The sequence below is a fragment of the Streptomyces albus subsp. chlorinus genome, assembly GCF_013302895.1.
Lineage (GTDB): Bacteria > Actinomycetota > Actinomycetes > Streptomycetales > Streptomycetaceae > Streptomyces > Streptomyces chlorinus.
The window spans coordinates 3178052-3196343 of record NZ_VJOK01000001.1 but is presented as its reverse complement, the minus strand read 5'-3'; the positions used below and the strand labels follow the sequence as shown (position 1 = coordinate 3196343).

At 74.3% G+C, this 18292-nt stretch carries 16 protein-coding genes; 8 read left to right on the top strand and 8 right to left on the bottom strand.

Annotated elements, in window-relative coordinates; all coding sequences use genetic code 11:
* Window positions 1-20: 20 nt before the first annotated feature.
* The gene (locus FM076_RS14200) at window positions 21-1109 is read left to right on the top strand and encodes an alcohol dehydrogenase catalytic domain-containing protein (protein ID WP_173870850.1); all 1089 of its coding nucleotides are present in this window, start codon (window positions 21-23) and stop codon (window positions 1107-1109) included.
* 157 nt (window positions 1110-1266) lie between these two features.
* Here FM076_RS14200 and FM076_RS14195 read toward each other — a convergent pair whose 3' ends face one another.
* Together FM076_RS14195 and FM076_RS14190 are read right to left on the bottom strand one after the other, a co-directional pair.
* Window positions 1267-2283, bottom strand: a complete 1017-nt coding sequence (locus FM076_RS14195; protein WP_173870848.1) for a GlxA family transcriptional regulator — start codon at window positions 2281-2283, stop codon at window positions 1267-1269.
* 11 nt (window positions 2284-2294) lie between these two features.
* A complete protein-coding gene (locus FM076_RS14190; RefSeq protein ID WP_180217769.1) occupies window positions 2295-3374 on the bottom strand; it encodes a GlxA family transcriptional regulator in 1080 nt (359 codons plus the stop codon).
* Window positions 3375-3445: 71 nt separating this feature from the next.
* Between FM076_RS14190 and FM076_RS14185 the strand changes: the two genes are divergently transcribed.
* Together FM076_RS14185 and FM076_RS14180 are read left to right on the top strand one after the other, a co-directional pair.
* A complete protein-coding gene (locus FM076_RS14185) occupies window positions 3446-4774 on the top strand; it encodes an MFS transporter (RefSeq protein WP_428814851.1) in 1329 nt (442 codons plus the stop codon).
* 75 nt (window positions 4775-4849) lie between these two features.
* Entirely contained in the window at window positions 4850-5638 is a 789-nt protein-coding gene (locus tag FM076_RS14180; protein WP_173870845.1) for an NAD(P)H-dependent oxidoreductase, read from the top strand.
* Here the strand turns inward: FM076_RS14180 and FM076_RS14175 are convergent.
* The 4 genes from FM076_RS14175 to FM076_RS14160 all read right to left on the bottom strand — a co-directional run bounded on the left by FM076_RS14175 (window position 5622) and on the right by FM076_RS14160 (window position 11177).
* Window positions 5622-6257 (bottom strand): flavin reductase family protein, encoded by a 636-nt coding sequence (locus FM076_RS14175; RefSeq protein WP_173870843.1) that lies wholly within the window; start codon window positions 6255-6257, stop codon window positions 5622-5624. The two genes, FM076_RS14180 and FM076_RS14175, sit on opposite strands and share 17 nt — an antisense overlap.
* A gap of 140 nt (window positions 6258-6397) precedes the next feature.
* A complete protein-coding gene (locus FM076_RS14170; protein WP_180218313.1) occupies window positions 6398-7321 on the bottom strand; it encodes an enoyl-CoA hydratase/isomerase family protein in 924 nt (307 codons plus the stop codon).
* Window positions 7322-7475: 154 nt separating this feature from the next.
* Window positions 7476-9803: an acetate--CoA ligase family protein gene (locus FM076_RS14165; RefSeq protein WP_173870838.1), complete on the bottom strand. Its 2328-nt coding sequence runs from the start codon at window positions 9801-9803 to the stop codon at window positions 7476-7478.
* 234 nt (window positions 9804-10037) lie between these two features.
* A complete protein-coding gene (locus tag FM076_RS14160) occupies window positions 10038-11177 on the bottom strand; it encodes a flavin-containing monooxygenase (RefSeq protein ID WP_173874735.1) in 1140 nt (379 codons plus the stop codon).
* A gap of 128 nt (window positions 11178-11305) precedes the next feature.
* Here FM076_RS14160 and FM076_RS14155 point away from each other — a divergent pair, with 128 nt between their 5' ends.
* Both FM076_RS14155 and FM076_RS14150 read left to right on the top strand, forming a co-directional pair.
* Complete coding sequence (locus FM076_RS14155) at window positions 11306-11746, top strand: Zn-ribbon domain-containing OB-fold protein (protein ID WP_173870836.1); 441 nt, start codon at window positions 11306-11308, stop codon at window positions 11744-11746.
* 178 nt (window positions 11747-11924) lie between these two features.
* Window positions 11925-12413: a GNAT family N-acetyltransferase gene (locus tag FM076_RS14150; protein WP_173870834.1), complete on the top strand. Its 489-nt coding sequence runs from the start codon at window positions 11925-11927 to the stop codon at window positions 12411-12413.
* A 195-nt stretch (window positions 12414-12608) separates the two neighbouring features.
* Here FM076_RS14150 and FM076_RS14145 read toward each other — a convergent pair whose 3' ends face one another.
* Window positions 12609-13799, bottom strand: a complete 1191-nt coding sequence (locus tag FM076_RS14145; protein ID WP_173870832.1) for a thiolase C-terminal domain-containing protein — start codon at window positions 13797-13799, stop codon at window positions 12609-12611.
* A gap of 269 nt (window positions 13800-14068) precedes the next feature.
* Between FM076_RS14145 and FM076_RS14140 the strand changes: the two genes are divergently transcribed.
* Together FM076_RS14140 and FM076_RS14135 are read left to right on the top strand one after the other, a co-directional pair.
* Complete coding sequence (locus FM076_RS14140) at window positions 14069-15643, top strand: acyl-CoA dehydrogenase family protein (RefSeq protein ID WP_173870830.1); 1575 nt, start codon at window positions 14069-14071, stop codon at window positions 15641-15643.
* Window positions 15640-16137, top strand: a complete 498-nt coding sequence (locus tag FM076_RS14135; RefSeq protein WP_173870828.1) for a nitroreductase/quinone reductase family protein — start codon at window positions 15640-15642, stop codon at window positions 16135-16137. Before FM076_RS14140 ends, FM076_RS14135 begins: the two co-directional genes overlap by 4 nt.
* Window positions 16138-16331: 194 nt before the next feature.
* Here FM076_RS14135 and FM076_RS14130 read toward each other — a convergent pair whose 3' ends face one another.
* Entirely contained in the window at window positions 16332-16979 is a 648-nt protein-coding gene (locus FM076_RS14130) for a TetR family transcriptional regulator (protein WP_173870826.1), read from the bottom strand.
* A 305-nt stretch (window positions 16980-17284) separates the two neighbouring features.
* Between FM076_RS14130 and FM076_RS14125 the strand changes: the two genes are divergently transcribed.
* Window positions 17285-18292 (top strand): serine/threonine-protein kinase (locus tag FM076_RS14125; protein WP_345945004.1); only part of this gene is annotated, 1008 nt, incomplete at its 3' end.

Sequence of the window (18292 nt, the reverse complement as noted above, 5' to 3'; positions counted from 1 at the left end):
GGCAAGGGGAGGGAGACCGTATGAGAGGCGTCATCCTGGACGGCGCGTCCGCACACGCCCGGGTCGTCGACGACCTGGAGGTGCGCGCGCCCGGACCGGGCGAGGTGCTCGTCGGCATCCGCGCCGCCGGGCTGTGCCACAGCGACCTGTCCGTCATCGACGGGACCATCCCCTTCCCGCGGCCCGTCGTCCTCGGACACGAGGGGGCGGGCGTGGTGGAGGCCGTGGGCGAGGGGGTGCGGCATGTGGCACAGGGAGACCATGTGGCGCTGTCCACCATCGCCAACTGCGGTGCATGCCCGGACTGCGCGCGGGGGCGCCCCACCATGTGCCGGGCGGCGATCGGACGGCCGCGCACGCCCTTCGGCCGGGCCGGTGAGGAGCTGTACCAGTTCGCCGCCACCTCGGCGTTCGCGGAGCGCACCGTCGTCAAGGCGGTCCAGGCCACGCCCGTGCCGCGCGACATCCCCTTCCCGTCCGCCGCCCTCATCGGGTGCGGTGTCCTCACCGGGGTCGGTGCCGTCCTGAACCGGGCGCGGGTCGGGCAGGGCGAGTCCGTCGTCGTGCTGGGTGTCGGCGGTGTCGGGCTCAACGTCCTGCAGGGCGCCCGGATCGCCGGTGCCCACCCGATCGTCGCGGTGGACGCCAACCCGGACAAGGAGCCGGTGGCGCGGACGTTCGGCGCCACCCATTTCGTGCACGCCGCGCCGCCGGACGCCCCGGGAGGGGGCACCGTGGCCGCCGTCCGCGAGGTGCTGCCCGACGGTGCCGCGCACACCTTCGAGTGCGTCGGCAGCACCGCGCTCGTCCGGCAGGCCATCGACCTGCTGGACCGAGGAGGCCAGGCGGTGCTGCTGGGCATGCCCCCGGCCGACGCCGAGGCGGGCTTCCCGCCCGCCGCGCTGTTCCTGGACAAGTCCGTCCTCGGCTGCCGCTACGGCTCCTCCCGTCCGCCCCGCGACATCGCCCTGTACGCGGACCTCTACCGGCGCGGCCGGCTGCTGCTGGACGAACTGGTCACCGAGGTCTACCCGGTGGAGGACTTCGCCAAGGCCGCGGACGACGCCCACCACGGCCGGGTGGCCCGAGGGGTGCTCACGTTTCCCTGACCGGCTCCCCCGGGGCGGCACGGTCTCGGGGACGGACGTCCTGTGCCGGCACGAGCTGTGACGGCATCCCTGTGGCGGCATGGCCTGTGACGGCGTCCCCCGTGGGGCATGGCCTGTAACGGCACACCCAAGGGCATCCCTGCGACGGTTGCTGCCCCTACGCGGCTGCCGCCTGGTCGGTCCGCGTGCGGAAGGTGCGGCGGTAGGCGCGTGGGGAGACGCCGAGGGCGGCGTGGAAGTGCTGGCGCAGGGAGGAGGCGGTGCCGAAACCGGCGTCGGCAGCGATCCGCTCCACCGGAGCGTCCGTCTCCTCCAGGAGGTGCCGGGCCCGTTCGATGCGCTGCTGGGTGAGCCAGCGCAGCGGTGTCATGCCGACCTCTTCGCGGAAGCGGCGGGTGAAGGTGCGCACGCTCATGGACTCGCGTGCGGCCAGTTCGCGGAGGGTGAGCGGGCGGTCGAGATGGTCGAGGGCCCACGCGCGGGCGGTGCCGGTGGAGGAGACACGGGGTTCGGGCACGGGGCGGCGGATGAACTGGGCCTGGCCGCCGTCCCGGTGGGGCGGTACGACGGTGCGGCGGGCGACCTCGTTGGCGACGGCCGCGCCGTGGTCCTCGCGCACCATGTGCAGGCACAGATCGATGCCCGCCGCCTCTCCCGCCGACGTCAGCACCGCCCCTTCGTCGACATAGAGCACGTCGGGGTCGAGGCGCACCCGCGGGTACAGGGCGCGGAAGTCGTCCGTGGACATCCAGTGCGTGGTCGCCCGCCTGCCGTCCAGCAGTCCCGCCGCGGCCAGGACGAACGCGCCCGTGCAGATGGAGGCGAGGCGCACACCGGGGCGCATCAGGGAGAAGGCGTCGCGCAGCGGTTCCGGCAGCCTTCCCTCGGTCTCCGTCTCGTCCGGCTCGTGGGTCGCGGGGACGACCACCGTGTCGGCCTCTGCCAGTGCCTGGGGGCCGTGTGCGACGTGGATGGGGAAGTCGGCGTCCGTACGGACCGGGCCGGGCTCCACCGCGCACGTCACCACCTCGTACAGCGGCTCGCCGTCCGGACCGGCGGCCCGTCCGAAGACCTGGTGCACCAGCCCCAGTTCCAGGGGGATCACCCCGTGCCTGACCAGGACGGCGACCCGGTGGCGGCCCGGCTGCGCGAAGACCTGTGCGGCCTCGGACATGGCTTGCTGCCTCACTTTCTGCGGCTCGTGGCGGTGTCGGCGCCTCCGGCACATCCGGTGGCACATCCGGTGGCACCGGTCTCCTCGCCGCCCACGCCCGGCCCGGGGGTCCCCGTGCGGAAGGTGCGGCGGTAGGCGCTGGGGGAGACGCCCAGGGAGGCATGGAAGTGCATCCGCAGCGTGGAGGCGGAACCGAACCCGGTGCGCCGGGCGATCCGCTCGACGGGCAGCTCGCTCTCCTCCAGCAGTTGCCGCACCCTCTCCACGCGTTGCTGTATGAGCCACTGCTGCGGGCTCAGACCGGTCTCTTCGCGGAAGCGGCGGGTGAAGGTGCGCACGCTCGTGGACTCGCGTGCGGCCAGTTCGCGGAGGGTGAGGGGGCGGTCGAGATGGTCGAGGGCCCAGGCGCGGGCGGTGCCGGTGGAGGAGGCGTGGGGTTCGGGTACGGGGCGGCGGATGAACTGGGCCTGGCCGCCGTCCCGGTGGGGCGGTACGACGGTGCGGCGGGCGACCTCGTCGGCGACGGCCGCGCCGTGGTCCTCGCGCACCATGTGCAGACACAAATCCACTCCGGAGGCGATCCCCGCGGACGTCAGCACGGTGCCCTCGTCCACGTAGAGCACGTCGGGGTCGAGCCGTACGGCGGGGAAGAGCCGCTGGAAGTGCTCCTTGGCCCGCCAGTGGGTCGTCGCCCGCTTGCCGTCCAGCAGTCCCGCGGCGGCCAGGACGAAGGCGCCGGTGCAGATGGAGGCGATACGCGTACCCGGACGGATGCGGGCGAACGCCTCGGCGAGCGGTCCGTCCAGGATCCCGCGCGCGGACGGGTCGTCCCGCGCGTGCGCCGCTGGGACGATCACGGTGTCCGCCTCGGCGAGTGCCTCGGGGCCGTGCGCGACGTCGACGGTGAAATCGCCCTCCGTACGGACGGCACCCGGGCTGACGGCACAGGTGACCACCTCGTACAGCCGCTCGCCCGTCGCGGAGCGTGCCTTCCCCAGCACGCCGTGCACTATGCCCAGTTCGATGGGGAGCAGCCCGTGCCGTACCAGGACGGCGACCCTGTGGCGACCGGGACGGGTGAAGACGGCCATGGCCCGATCCTCGCACAGGGTGGCCGTCGGGCCACTCGTACCGGGTGGGGGCATCCAGCAGGCTGAGGGGCGTGACGGACACTCTCTCCCCGCGGACGCAGCCTGATGGACCCCTGGACGTGCCCCCTCCCGGCGTGCCCTCGCCCTCCCCGCGTGTGCACCGGGCCTGGTGGGTCGCCCTCGTGTGCTTCGTCGCGCTGGTCGGTGCCGCCGGGTTCCGGGCGACGCCCAGCGTGTTCATCGATCCGCTGCACGAGGAGTTCGGCTGGTCGCACGGCACCATCTCGTTCGCCGTCGGGCTCAACGTGTTGCTGTACGGACTCACCGCGCCGTTCGCCTCCGCGCTGATGGAGCGCTACGGCATCCGCCAGGTCGTCACCGTCGCGCTGCTGCTGATCTCGGCGGGCAGCGGACTGACCGTCTTCATGCGCGCCGAGTGGCAGCTCGTGCTGTGCTGGGGGCTGCTGGTGGGCGTCGGCTCGGGCTCGATGGCGCTCGCCTTCGCCGCCACGGTGGCCAACCGCTGGTTCGTCGCCCGGCGCGGGCTGGTCAGCGGCATCCTGACCGCGGGCAGCGCCACCGGACAGCTCGTCTTCCTGCCGCTGCTGGCGCTCCTGGTGGAGGGCGCGGGCTGGCGCTCCGCCGCCCTGGTGGTGTGCGGTGCGGCCCTCACCGTCGTCCCGCTGGTGGTGTGGCTGCTGCGGGACCGCCCCGAGGACATCGGCCTGCGCCCCTACGGGGCGGGGCCCGGGTACGAGACGCCCGAGGCGGACACCGGCGGCGCGCTGCGGCGCACCCTCGCGGTCCTGGGGGGCGCCGCGCGCACCAGGGTCTTCTGGCTGCTCGCCGGCTCGTTCGCGATCTGCGGCGCCTCCTCCAACGGGCTGATGAGCACGCACTTCGTGCCCGCCGCGCACGACCACGGCATGGCCGTGCCGGTGGCCGCCTCCCTGCTGGCGGCCATAGGTGTGCTCGATCTGATCGGCACGGTCGGTTCCGGCTGGCTGACCGACCGTTTCGACGCCCGCCGGCTGCTGGCGGTCTACTACGGGCTGCGCGGTCTCTCGCTCCTGCTGCTGCCGATGCTGTTCGCCGGAAGCGTGCGGCCTCCCATGGTGTTCTTCATCGTCTTCTACGGACTCGACTGGGTCGCCACCGTGCCGCCCACCATGGCGCTGTGCCGGGAGCACTTCGGCGCGGACGGTGCCGTCGTCTTCGGCTGGGTGCTGGCCGCGCACCAGGCCGGTGCCTCGGTCATCGCCTTCGTGGCGGGACTCGTGCGGGACGCCACGGGCACATACGACCTGGCGTGGACCGGAACGGGCGTCCTGTGCGCGCTGGCCGCGCTGATGGCACTGGTGGTGCGGCGGCGCCGTGCGGATACGGAGGTGCCCGTGTGAGCGTGGCCCGATCCTTGCACTTGCCGTCTGTACGGACACTCGTTCCGCCGTCGGCACGGGAGCACGATCGGTGCCATGAAGGTGCTGTGGATATTCGCCCACCCGGAAGGCCGCTCCCTCAACGCCGCACTGCGTGACGCGGGGATCACCGCCTTGCGCGAACGCGGCCACCAGGTACGCGAGTCCGACCTGTACGCGATGAACTGGAAGGCCGTCGTCGACCAGGACGACTTCCCCGGCCGCGACCGGCGACAGCGGCTGCTGGTCGGCGACGCGCAGGAGCAGGCGCTGCACACAGGAGCGCTCAGTGAGGACATCCGGGCCGAGCAGGAGAAGGCCGGCTGGGCCGACATCCTGGTCTTCCACTTCCCCCTGTGGTGGTTCGGGCCGCCCGCCATCCTCAAAGGCTGGTTCGACCGCGTACTGGTGCAGGGGTTCGCGTTCGGCCTGCGGGACGCCGAGGGCCGGACCCGGCGCTACGGGGACGGCGGTCTGGCGGGCAAGCGCGCCATGGTCGTCACCTCAGTCGGCGCGCGGGCCTCCGGTTTCGGGCCGCGCGGCATCCACGGGTACATCGACGAGGTGCTCTTCCCACTGCACCACGGCACGTTCTGGTACACCGGCATGGCCGCGCTGCCCCCGTTCGTCGTGCACGGTGCCGACCGGGCCACCGAGGAGGAGGCCAAGGAGCACCAGGAGGAGCTGTGCGCACGGCTGCAGAACCTGGACTCACTTGCGCCGCTGCCGTTCCGGTCCGAGGCGGGCGGCGACTACGACGACGACCTGGTGCTGCGCGACCACCTGGCCCCCGGCCGCACGGGGCTGCAGGTGCACTCGGCCCCGGGAGTCACTCGGCGGGGGTGAACGTCCCCAGCCGGCCGCGGTGGAAGACCAGCGGGTCCCCCGCGCCCTCCACGGCGTCCAGGGCACGCACCCGGCCGACGACGATCAGGTGGTCGCCGCCCGTGTGCACGGCGTGGATCTCGCAGTCCACCCACGCCGTCACCCCCTCTAGCAGGGGAGAGCCCGTCACGGGCGCGGGCGAGTACGACACCCCGGCGAACTTGTCCGCGCCGCTGACGGCGAACGTCCGGCACAGCTCCCCCTGCGCGGCGGAGAGCACGTTCACACAGAACACCCCGGCACGCGCGATACGCGGCCAGCTCGTGGACGTACGGGCCACCATGAACGACACCAGGGGCGGGTCCAGGGACAGGGAGGCGAAGGACTGGCAGGCGAACCCCGCGGGGCCCGGCTCGCCCTCGGCCGCCGGCGCGGTCACCACGGTGACGCCGGAGGCGAAGTCGCCCAGCACCCGGCGGAAGCAGGCCGGGTCGACGGGCGCGGGCTCGTCCTCGCGCACGGCGCGCAGGTCGGGCCGGGGCAGCGCGTCCAACCGCCCCTCGCGGGCAGCCGGCCGCGCCGCGCCGCGCGCGGAGGGTCCACCGGCGTCCCGCAGATAGCGCACCGCGGTGGCTGCCATTCCAGCGTGTCCCATCATGGCTGCGTCGCACCTGATCCTTCATCGGGCCGGGAGATCCGGCCGGGTTCGGTCGCGGGTTCGGTCGCGGATGTGGTCGCGTGCGTGGACGACGGCATCCCATCCAGCGTAACCACGGCCGTCTACCGCCCCTCGAAGACGGGTGACCGGCGCTCCGCGAAGGAGGCCACCCCCTCACGCGCGTCCCGGGTGGTCATGTTGATCTCCTGGGCCCACGCCTCGGCGGTGAAGGCGGTGGCGCGATCGGCGTCCAGCGAGGCGTTGACCAGCCGCTTGGTGAGCGCGAGCGCGCGGGTGGGACCGGCCGCCAGCCGCTCGGCCCAGGCCCGCGCGGCGCGCTCCAGCTCGCCGGCCGGCACGACGCGGTTGACCAGCCCGAGGCGCTCGGCGCCGGCGGCGGGCAGCGCGTCCCCGAAGAACATCAGCTCCTTCGCCCGCTGCGGCCCCACCAGGCGCGGCAGCAGATAGGCACCGCCGCCGTCCGGCACCAGACCGCGCCGGACGAAGACCTCCACGAACGTCGCCCCCTCGGCGGCCAGGACCAGGTCGCAGGCCAGCGCGAGATGGGCGCCGAGCCCGGCGGCGGTGCCGTTGACGGCCGCGAGCACCGGCTTCTCGCAGTCCAGCACCGCCGCGATCAGCCGCTGGGCGCCCCGCTCCAGGGTGCGGGCCACCTCGCCCGCCACCCGCCCGCCACTGCCCTCTCCGCCGCCACCACTGCTTTCTTCGCCGTCGGTGCCGCCTCCGCCGCCGTCACCGCTCTCTTCGCCTCCGCTGCTTTCGCCTCCGCCGCCTCCGCCGCCGCCCGCTCGCCGGGCGCCCCTGAGGTCGGCACCCGCACAGAAGCCGCGGCCCCGCCCCGTCAGGACGACGGCGCGGACACCGGGGTCCGCCGAGGCGTCGGCGAGCAGCGCGACGAGCCGTTCCCGCTGGTCCCAGGTGAGCGCGTTGAGCGCGTGCGGGCGGTCCAGCGTGATCCACGAGACGCCGTTGTCAGTGGTCTGGGATACAACGGTTTCCGGGGACTCGTCCGGGTCCGGGCCCAGGGCCCGGTGGTGCCCGGGCGGGGCGGAACGGGGGGTGTGCGGGGTGGCGGTCACGGTGCGGTTCCTTTCACGGGTGGTGCGGCGCCTGTCGCCGTGGGCTCGGCGTGCTCGGGATGGGCGCGGGGCGGCGGGGCACCGGTGGCGCGTGGCGTGCTCACCGGCAGACGGCGAGCGCGTCGAGCGCCACCGCGCCCTGCCCGCGCGGGAGGACCACCAGCGGGTTGATGTCCAGCTCCGCCAACCCCGCGTGGGCTCCCGCGCCCTGGGGTCCGGAGTCCGCCGGTCCCGCCGGTCCCGCCGGTCCCGCCGGTCCCGCCGGTCCCGCCGGTCCTTCCGGGCCGCCGCCCAGCTCCAGGGCCATGCGCTGCACCCGCAGGATGACCTCGACCAACGCGTCGGTGTCGGCGGGCGGCCGGCCGCGCACCCCGTCCAGCAGCGCGGCGCCCCGCAGTTCGCCGAGCATCGCCCGGGCCTGGTCCTCACCGAACGGCGGGACCCGTACGGCCACGTCCCGCAGCACCTCCACCAGGACGCCGCCCAGCCCCACCGTCACGGTCGGCCCGAACAGCGCGTCCTGGGTGATGCCGACGACCATCTCCACACCGGGGGCGACCAACTGGCACACCAGGACGCCGTCCAGCTCGATGTCCTCGGCGCGCGCGATGTCCGTCAGCTCCCGGTAGGTGTCGCGGACCTGGCTGGCGGAGGTGAGGCCGACGCGGACGAGACCCAGCTCGCTCTTGTGTGCCAGCTGCGGTGCCGACGCCTTCATGACGACCGGGTAGCCGACCTGCGCGGCGGCCCGGACCGCGCCCGCCGCGCTGGTGCACAACTGCTCGCGCGGGACGCGGATGCCGTAGGCGCGCAGCAGCTGCTTGCCCGTGTGCTCGCTCAGTTGCCGCCCGGGCCGCAGCAGGGCCTGTGCCTTGCGGCAGGAGGGGGAGGGGGTGCGGGGCGCGTCGTCGAAGGGCGAGCGGTAGGCGCGGGTGAAGCGGTGGTGGTCGAGGTAGGCGCGCACGGCCCGTACGCAGTTGCCGAACGTGCGGAAGGTCGCCACCCGGGAGGAGCCCAGCAGTGTCGTCCGGTAGGCGTCCTCGGTGCCGACGGGCGAGCCCCAGATGACGCAGACCAGTTTGTCCGTCTCCTCGGCCGCGGCCACCAGGTCCCGGACCAGCCGGTCGCTCATCGGCGGGAACGGTCCGGTGATGGGGCAGATCAGGACGCCGATGTCCGGGTCGGCCAGGAGCGCGTCGATGATCTTGCGGCCGCGCCAGTCGCCCACCGGGTGGCCGCCGTTGTCGACGGGGTTGGCGACCGACAGGTTCTCGGGTATCCACTGGTGCAGCTCGGCCTGCTTGGCCGGCGAGAGGGTGGGCAGGGTCAGGCCCGCCGCGGTGGCCAGGTCGGCGAGGTGGGCGCCGGTGCCTCCGGAGATCGCGTGGACGGCCACGCCCTCGGCGCGCGGGGGGCGGGCGCGGGCCAGCAGCGCGGCGGTGTCCTGGAGTTCGTCCAGCCCGTCCACCCGGATGACGCCGAACTGCCGCATCGCCGCGTCCACGGTGGCGTCCGCGCCGGTGAGCTTGCCCGTGTGCGAGGCGGCCGTGCGGGCGCCGGCCCCGGTGCGGCCCACCTTGACGGCCACCACGGGCAGGCCCGCGCGGGCGGCGCGGTCGGCGGCCAGCAGGAAGCCGCGGCCGTCCTTGAGGCCCTCCACGTAGGCGGCGACGGCACCCACCTCGGGCAGCCCCGCGAAGTAGGCGAGGAAATCGGCCACTTCCAGATCGGCCTCGTTGCCGGTCGGTGCCCAGTGCGAGAGGCGGATGCCCAGCTCCTGGAGGGCGAAGAGGGGGCGGCCCTGGTGTCCGGACTGGGTGATCAGCGCGAGGGCGGGGCCGCCGAGGTCGTCGCGGAAGCGCTCGAAGGCGTTGAGGTTGGTGTTCGGGCCCAGCAGCCGCACCCCGGCACGGGCGGCGGCCTCCGCGAGCCTGGCCTGGGCCGCCGCGCCCTCCTGGCCGGTCTCGGCGAAGCCGGAGGCGAAGGCGACGGCGAACCTGGTCTTGGTGTCCGCGAGCTGTTCCAGCACGGGGAGGGGGTCTGCGACCAGCAGGACCGCCACGTCCACCGGTTCGGGCAGCTCGGCCACGGTGGGCGCGCAGCGCAGTCCGAACACCTCGCGCCGCTTCGGGTGCACCGGATGCAGCCGGGCGCCGACGTGTTCGGCCCAGGCGAGAAGCTGGCGCGTGATGCCGGTGTGGGGCCGCCCCTCGGCGTCCGAGGCGCCCACCACGGCCACGGCCTCGGGATGGAAGAACCGGTCCAGGTCGGGCACCCGGGCGTGCAGGGGCCGGCCGCTGACGTCGAGGCCGGCGCCGTCGTGCGCGCCGGTCCTGCTGTGCACGGCGCCGCCGCCGCGCTCCCCGCAGGCCAGCACCCGGGCCGGGCGGGGGGTCATGGTGAGGGTCCCGTGAGTCGATCCGAGCATCTGTACTCGCCCACTCCCGTGTGGTGGTGGCCGCGTGCGGGTGGCCGTCTCAAACTGACGCCCTGTCAGATTACTGAACTGACGCAGCGTCAGGAAGACCTCGCGCCGCCCGGGCTCCGCCCGGCGTGGCCGTGCGGTGCCCCGGGCCCGGTACGGCGGCCCGGCCCTCGCACCCACCGCCCCCTGCGGAGCCGGAAGCCCCCTGCGGAGCCGGAAGCCCCTGCGCCCGGCCTTTCAGCGGGTCGCGCGGGCGAGCGCCTTCGCGATGCGCCGGGCGTCCAGACCGAGTTCCCGCAGGGTGCCGCTGAGGGGGCAGGTGAAGCCGGTGAAGTACAGGCCGGGCGCGGCGGGATGGGTGCGGCGGCCGTGCGCGAGGGGGCGGCCACCAGGATCGAGTACGCCGAGGTGCCCCACCAGTCGCTCCAGGCCGGGGCGGTACCCGGTGGCGGCGATGACGGCATCGGGCGCGAGGGTGCGGCCGTCCGCCAGTATCACCTTCGCGCCCTCGAACGCCTCCACGGCGGCGACGGGCTCGACCCTGCGCTCCCGTACGGCGTCGATCAGTCCCACGTCGAGCACCGGGAGGGCGCCCTCACGCACCCGCGTGTAGAGGCCCTTCTCGGGCCGGGGCAGCCCGTAAGGGGCCAGGTCCGGTACGGAGAGGCGCGCGAGGTGGGCGGCCATGCGGTCCACCAGCCGCACCGGAAGCCTCCGGCACAGGATGGCGTTGCTCTGCGCGGGCCGGCCGAGGGTGGAGCGACGCAGGATGTGCGGGGGTGTCCGTACGGCGAGGCGCACCCGTGCGGCGCCGCCTTCGGCGAGGTCCACGGCGATCTCGGCCCCGGTGTTGCCCGCGCCCGTCACCAGGACGTCCTTGCCCGCGTAGGGGCCGGGGGTGCGGTAGCGGGCCGCGTGCAGAAGCTCGCCCTCGAAGCCGTCACGTCCGGGCCAGGCGGGTACGTGCGGGGTGTGGTTGCAGCCGGTGGCGACGACGACGGCGGGACTGGTCAGGCGGCGGCCGCCGTTGGTGTGCAGGACCCACCGGCCGTCCTCGCCCCGGTCCAGGCGGTGCACCTCGACGCCCGTGGCGACCTCGATCCGGTGGTGCGCCGCGTACTGCTCCAGGTAGCGCACCAGGTCGGCGCGGGCGACCCAGCGCCCGTATGCGCGGGGGATGGCCAGGCCGGGCAGGGCGGAGCGGGCCCGGGTGGTGTGCAGGCGCAGCCGTTCGTAGTGGCCCCGCCAGGAGGCGCCGACGGCGTCGCTCTTCTCCAGGACGACGGCGCCGATGCCCTTCTCGCGCAGTACGGCGGCCACGGCCAGGCCCCCGGGACCCGCGCCGAGGACGTGGACGGGCGTACCGCTGTCGGACATGGACATGTCCACGATCCTAGAGCGGGCCCCTCGTCCCCGTCAGGACCACGCGCCCTTGCGGACCCGCACGCGAACCGGTTGACTGACGGCGCGTCAGGTATCGTGCGGCGCCGGCTGCGGGAGGCCACATGGGCGGACGGGCACGGCGGCGGTTCGACCTCCCCGAGGCGGACGCGTTCACCGCCGAGTACTGGCGGGCCGCGGCGGAGGGGCGGCTGCTGGTGCGGCGCTGCCGCGCCGAGGGCTGCGGCGCGGCCCACCACTATCCGCGCGAGTTCTGTCCGCACTGCTGGAGCGAGGACGTCGTCTGGGAGGAGGCGAGCGGACACGCCACCCTCTACACCTGGTCCGTCGTCCACCGCAACGACCTGCCCCCGTTCGGCGAGCGCGTCCCCTATGTGGCCGCCGTCGTGGAACTGGCCGAGGGGCCCCGCATGATGACCGAGATCGTCGAGTGCGACCCCGGCGCACTGCGGGTGGGACGGAAGCTGCGGGTCGCCTTCCGCACGGTGGGCGACGGCGCGGACGGGGGCGAGGGCATCGCCGTCCCGGTGTTCCGGCCCGTGTGAGTGTCCCGGGGGACGGTAAACGGTGGCGTGGCGGGTCCCGCTCCCGCATGCTGTGCCCGTGCGGAAAGACGAGGGGCAGAACGGTGAGGGGCGGACCCCGAAGGGGCCGGGCCGTGAGGTGCGGGACGGTGAGGTGCGGGGGCGCGGGGCGCGGAGCGCCGGCGCGCGGAGGGCCGGCATGCGGATCCGGGAGGCGACCGAGGCGGACTGGCCCGCCCTGTGGCCCATCATCCGTGCCGTCGTCACCGCGGGCGAGACCTACACCTACCCCCGCGACCTGGACGAGTCCTCGGCGCGGAGCATCTGGATGCTGGAGCCGCCGGGCCGCACCGTCGTCGCCGTGGACGGCGACGGTACCGTCCTCGGCACCGCCAAGATGAACCCCAACCACATGGGCGGCGCCTCCCACATCGCCGGCGCCAGCTTCATGGTGGACCCCGGGCAGGGCGGCAAGGGCGTCGGCCGCGCCCTGGGCGAGCACGCCCTGGAGTGGGCGAGGACAGAGGGCTACCGGGCGATGCAGTTCAACGCCGTGGTGGAGACCAACACCCGGGCCGTGGAGCTGTGGAAGTCCCTCGGATTCGAGATCGTCGCCACCCTGGAGGAGGGATTCCTGCACCCGAGGCACGGGTACGTGGGCCTGCACATCATGTACCAGCGGTTCTGACCACCGCGTGCCAGTCCTGCTGACCACCGTGCATCGGCGGTTCCGACCACCGCGTTCCAGTGGCTCCGACCACCACGCATCGGCGGTTCCGGCCACCACGCCCAGGGGTTCTGGCCACCGCGTACCAGCGGTCCGACGCTCGCACCCCCTGGCCGTGACGCGTGTGCCGGGCGCGGGCACCAGCGGTGGCGGGGCTCAGCCGCGGGCCAGGATCACCGTGCCGGACGAGCAGAACCAGCCGCCCGTCCCGGAGGCGACGGCCAGTTCGGGCAGCGAGCCGTCGCGCCGGCGGACCTGCCGGCCCTCGCCCGCCTCGCCCCGCAGCTGCCGTGCGGCCTCGACGAGCAGGAAGAGGCCGCGCATACCGGGGTGGCAGGCGGACAGGCCGCCGCCGTCGGTGTTGACCGGCAGCTCGCCGTCCCTGAGCAGCCGCCCGTCCCCGACGAACGCGCCCCCCTCCCCTTTGGCGCAGAAGCCCAGGTCCTCCAGCGTCACCAGGGTCATGTAGGTGAAGGCGTCGTAGAGCTGGGCGAGGTCGATGTCCTGCGGGGTGACCCCCGCCCGTGCGAAGGCGGTCCGTCCGGCGACGGCCGCGGGGGAGACGGTGAAGTCCTCCCACGCGGACATGCTCGTGTGGGAGACGGCCGTGCCCGAGCCGAGCACCCACACCGGGCGGGCGGCCAGGTCCGGCACGAGGTCCTCGGCGACGAGCAGCACGGCGCAGCCGCCGTCCGAGCGGACGCAGCAGTGCAGCTTGGTGAACGGGTCCGCGACCATCGGGCCGGACAGCACGTCGTCCACGGTGATCGGGTCCCGGTACATGGCGTCCGGGTTGGTGGCCGCGTTGGCGCGTGCCTGCACGGCTACCTGGGCGAGCTGGTCGAGGGTGGTGCCGTACTGGTGCATGTGGCGGCGGGCGGCCATGGCGTACTTGGCGATGAGGGTGTGCCCGTAGGGCACCTCGAACTGGAGCGGTCCGCGCGCGCCGAACGACAGGTCGGCGGTGCGCCGCCGTGCCTTGAGGTCGGCGCGGGCGGTGGAGCCGTAGACGAGCAGTACGGCGTCGGCCTGGCCCCGGGCGATGGCGTCGGCGGCGTGCGCGGCCATCACCTCCCAGGTGGAACCGCCGACGGAGGTGGAGTCCACCCATGTGGGGCGCATTCCCAGGTACTCGGCGACCTCCACCGGCGCCAGGGTGCCCAGTCCGGTGGAGGCGAGTCCGTCCACGCGGGAGCGGTCGAGCCCCGCGTCAGCCAGCGCGCGGCGGGCGGCCTGCGCGTGCAGCGCGTAGGGGGTCGCCTCGTCGACCCGTCCCACGTCCGACAGCGCGACCCCGGCGACCGCGACGCGGCGGGTGGGACGGTGTGTGCTGCTGGCAGACGGCATGGAACTGACGGTACATCAGTTATTGGTGGACGGGACAGGGTGCGGTGGCGGGGTGGGACAGGGTTCCGGTGCGGGGCTCCGGTATGGGGATTCGGTGCGGGGAAGGGCTCTGGTGCGGGGCTCCGCCGGGGCCGGGTACGGTTCCGGCCCCGGGTCCTCGGGCTGGGGGTGCGGAGGTCTCAGGTCCGCGGGGACTCTGGGCAACCGGCGACGGGCTCCCTAATATGACGCTCCGTCAGGAACCGTACCGCCGTGAAGGGGTGCCGCCGATGGACACCGCGTTCACCGAGGAGCAGGAGCAGATGCGCCGCACCGTACGGGATCTGCTCGCACGGCGGTGCGGTCCCGAGGAGGTGAGAGCGGCCGTGCTCACCCCCGAGGGCTACGACACCGCCCTGTGGCGCACCCTCGCGCACGACCTCGGCCTGCCCGGCCTGGCACTGCCCGAACGGTACGGCGGTGTGGGCTGCGGCACCCTCGAACTCGCCCTCGCAGCGGAGGAGGCCGGACGCGCTCTCCTGCCGTCACCACTGCTGCCCACCGCCGTCCTCGCCGCGCCCCTCCTGCTGCGGCTCGGCACCGAGGAGCAGCGCGCCGGCCTGCTGCCACGTCTGGCCTCCGGCGAGCTGACCGCCGCGCTCGCCGTCCCCGGCGACGCCCTCGTCCGAGCGCTCGGCCTGACCGGTGAGGCGGACGGCACGGACGGTGACGGAGGCGAAGACGGTGACGACGGGGAAGGCGGTGACGGCGGGGGAGGTGGGGATGCCCGAGACGCAGGTGACGCCGGGGAAGACGGCGTCGGGGGCCGGAACGGGCGGGGTCCCGGTGAGCGGCGCCGTGACGGGCGGGGGCGTGACGGGCGGGGGCGTGACGAGTGGGGCCGTGGTGGCTGGGGTGGGGCCGGAGGGAGCTGGGCGGGCGGTGGTCGTGCGGGCGGCGTCCAGGCGCGCCGCGCGGCGGACGGCTGGCGGCTGTACGGGGAGGCCGGGCAGGTGCTCGGCGGGCACAGCGCGAACGTCCTGCTCGTCGCCGCGCACGCCGGCGGGTTCGCCCGCAGCCGCACCCTCCTCTTCCTCGTCGGGGACGACGCACCCGGACTCGTCCGCAGCCGGCAGACCGCGCTGGACGAGACGCGCGCCGTGGCCCGTCTCCGCCTGCGGGACGTCCCCGCGGTACCGCTGGGCGGCGGCGGGGGCGTGCCGTCCGACGGGGGGACGGGGCCGGAGGCGGGACCGGGGGCCGAGGCGGTCCCCGGTCCGGAGGCGGGACTCGGGGCGGACGGGGGCCTCGGGCCGGACGTGGGGCCGGTGCTGGCCGGACTCGGTCCCCGGGTGGCCGCCGTCCTGGCGGCCGAGGCGGTGGGCGCCGCGGACGGCGCGCTGACGCGCACCGTCTCCTACGTCACCCTGCGCCGGCAGTTCGGCCGGCCGATCGGCTCCTTCCAGGCGGTACGGCACCGGCTGGCGGACGTGTACGTACAGCTCCAGGCGGCCCGCTCCGCCGCCTACTACGCGGCCTGGGAGGCGGACACCCGCGACGGCGCGGAGGGCAGGCCGGGGCGGAACGGCGACGGCCGCGGTGAGGGGTACGGCCTGCGGGAGGAGACCCGGACGGCGGGCGGGCTGGCGCTCGCCCAGGGGCTGGAGGCCCTGCGGCTGGCTGCGGCCGAGACGGTACAGCTCCACGGCGGTGTGGGTTTCACCTGGGAGCACGCGGCGCACCTGGTCTTCAAGCGCGCGGCGGGGGACGGACTCCTCTTCGGTCCCGTGCACCGGCTGCGGGCCCGCGCCGCCGCCCGCGCGGGACTGTTCGCACCACGCGAGGGGGAGGTGATCGCCTCATGAGGGCCGGTGCGGGGGCCGACAGGGGCAGGCTGATCCAGAAGGTCTCGTCCACCAGGGCGTTCGCCCGGATCGCCCCGCACGTCATCCCGGTGCTCGACCGGATCGTGCACCGGCTGACGGGCGGGCGCGCGATGCTCAGCACCCAGCTGCTGCCCGGCCTGGTGCTGACCTCCACGGGCGCCAGGAGCGGCCAGGTGCGGCGTACTCCGCTGGCGTGCGTGCCCGAGAAGGAGCGGGGGACCTGGCTGCTGGTCGGCAGCAACTTCGGAAGGGAGCGGCACCCGGGCTGGACCGCCAACCTGCGGCGGCACCCGGCGGCGTGGATCACCTACCGGGGCAGGGACATTCCCGTGCGGGCGCGGCAGTTGGAGGGGGCGGAACGCGACGAGGCGTGGGAGGAGCTGCTGCGGTTCTGGCCGCCGTACGCCGTCTACCAGGGGCGGATCGACCGGCGCATCCGCGTCTTCCGTCTCGAACGCCGCGAGGCGGACTGAGGGCCGGGGCCGGGGGGGGGAGCGCCGAGGGTCGGGAGGGGGGAAAAACCGAATGGTCGGGGGAGAGGGAAACCGAGTGGTCCGGGGGGAGAGAGACCGAGCGGTCGGGGGAGAACGGAGGGGGGTCCCGGGCGGGGGAGGACCGTGGTCGGGGGAAGAGGGGGAGTACCGACGGCCCGGGAGGGTGGGGCGGGTTACCTGGTGGGCTTCTTGCCCGTCACACCGAGGTGGACCAGCAGCGCCAGGCTCGGCTTCAGCTCCGACTGCTTGACGCCCCAGCTCTGGAAGCCCTTCTGGTGGCCCGCGACGGAGGCCAGCATGGCGACGAGGGAGCCCGCGACGGCCGCGGCGTTGACGTCCTTGCCGACCCGGCCACGGGACTGGAGGTCCTTGATCGCGTCGGCGAGGGAGTTGTTGACCGAGTTGAGGATCTTCATGCGGATCTTGTAGAACCGCTTGTCGCCCTCCGCCGCGCCCAGATCGACCACGCGCAGGATCGCGTCGTTCTTGCGCCAGAAGGCCAGGAAGCCCTCGACCAGCTCCTCGGACGTCTGCCAGGCGGCCTTGCCCGTCCAGGAGCGCCCGGCCACCAGGTCGGTGAGGGTCGCGCCCTCCTTGGCCATGGTCTCCGCGATCTCCAGGACGGCGCCCTCGACATCGGGGAAGTACTGGTAGAAGGTCGCCGGGGAGGTGCCCGCCTTCCGTGCGACGTCGATGACCTTGACATCGCGGTACGGCGACGAGCTGAGCATCTCGCTGAGACAGTCGAGCAGCTTCTGCCGCGTCGCCTGACCGCGGCGTCCGGCCACCCGGCCGTCGACGGTTCGCACTTGTCCTGTCATGCCGTCAGCTTACCGAGGGGTGATCGGCCCGCGATTCGTCCGCGGGCAAATGGGGTGAGCTCGAACGGTGACCCGGGATGAGGGCAATTGGGGTGATACGTGGTGCAGGGAGCATGCCGGATTCACCGCGCCAAACCTGCCTTCGCCGGTGCACGAAGACACGTACGTGCCGCCCCCGGGTTCGCAACCGGCGCGTTCGCCAGGAAGAATCGGCGTCCGGACCGCGAGGTCCGGCACGGCAGTGAGAGGCTGCACGGGGCGGGACGGGCAGATTTTACGGCCCCTACGGGGAGGTGGCAGGACAAGTGGTGGAGCAGCTTACACAGCACGATCCGCGGCGGATCGGCCCGTTCGAGGTGCTGGGCCGTCTCGGTTCCGGCGGCATGGGGCTGGTCTACCTGGCACGTTCGGCCTCCGGCCGCCGCGTCGCGATCAAGACGGTGCGCACCGAACTGGCCGAGGACCAGCTCTTCCGGGTGCGCTTCACCCGCGAGGTCGAGGCCGCGCGGGCCGTCAGCGGCTTCTACACCGCCGCCGTCGTGGACGCCGACCCGCGGGCCGCCGTGCCGTGGCTGGCCACCGCCTATGTGCCCTCGCCCTCCCTGGAGGAAATAGTCACCGAGTGCGGACCGCTGCCGGTGCAGGCCGTGCGCTGGCTGGCGGCGGGCGTCGCCGAGGCCCTCCAGTCCATCCACGGCGCCGGGCTGGTCCACCGCGACCTGAAGCCCTCCAACGTGCTCGTGGTGGAGGACGGGCCCCGGGTGATCGACTTCGGTATCGCCTCCGGCGTCTCCAACACCCGGCTGACCATGACGAACGTCGCCGTCGGCACCCCCGCCTACATGTCGCCCGAGCAGGCGCGCGACTCCCGCAGCGTCACCGGGGCCAGCGACGTGTTCTCGCTGGCCTCCACCCTCGTCTTCGCCGCGACCGGCCACGCGCCCTTCCACGGGGCGAACCCCGTCGAGACCGTCTTCATGCTGCTGCGCGAGGGGCCCGACCTCGAAGGGCTGCCGGACGAGCTGCGGCCGCTGATCGAGTCGTGCATGCGGATGAACCCCGAGGAGCGGCCCACCCCGGCCGACCTCCAGGCGCAGCTCGCCCCGCACCTGTTCGGCGCGGGCAGCGACGACAGCGGCACCGTCTCGGCCTGGCTGCCCTCCACGGCCGTCGGCCTGATCGAGCGCCGCCGCGGCGGCCGGGCCATGCGACGGCAGAACGCCGCGGCGGCGGCAGCGGCCGAGGCCGCCGGGGCCGGGAACGGGAGCGCCGGTGCGGGGGCCGCCGGTGCGGGACCCGGTGCGGACGGGGGC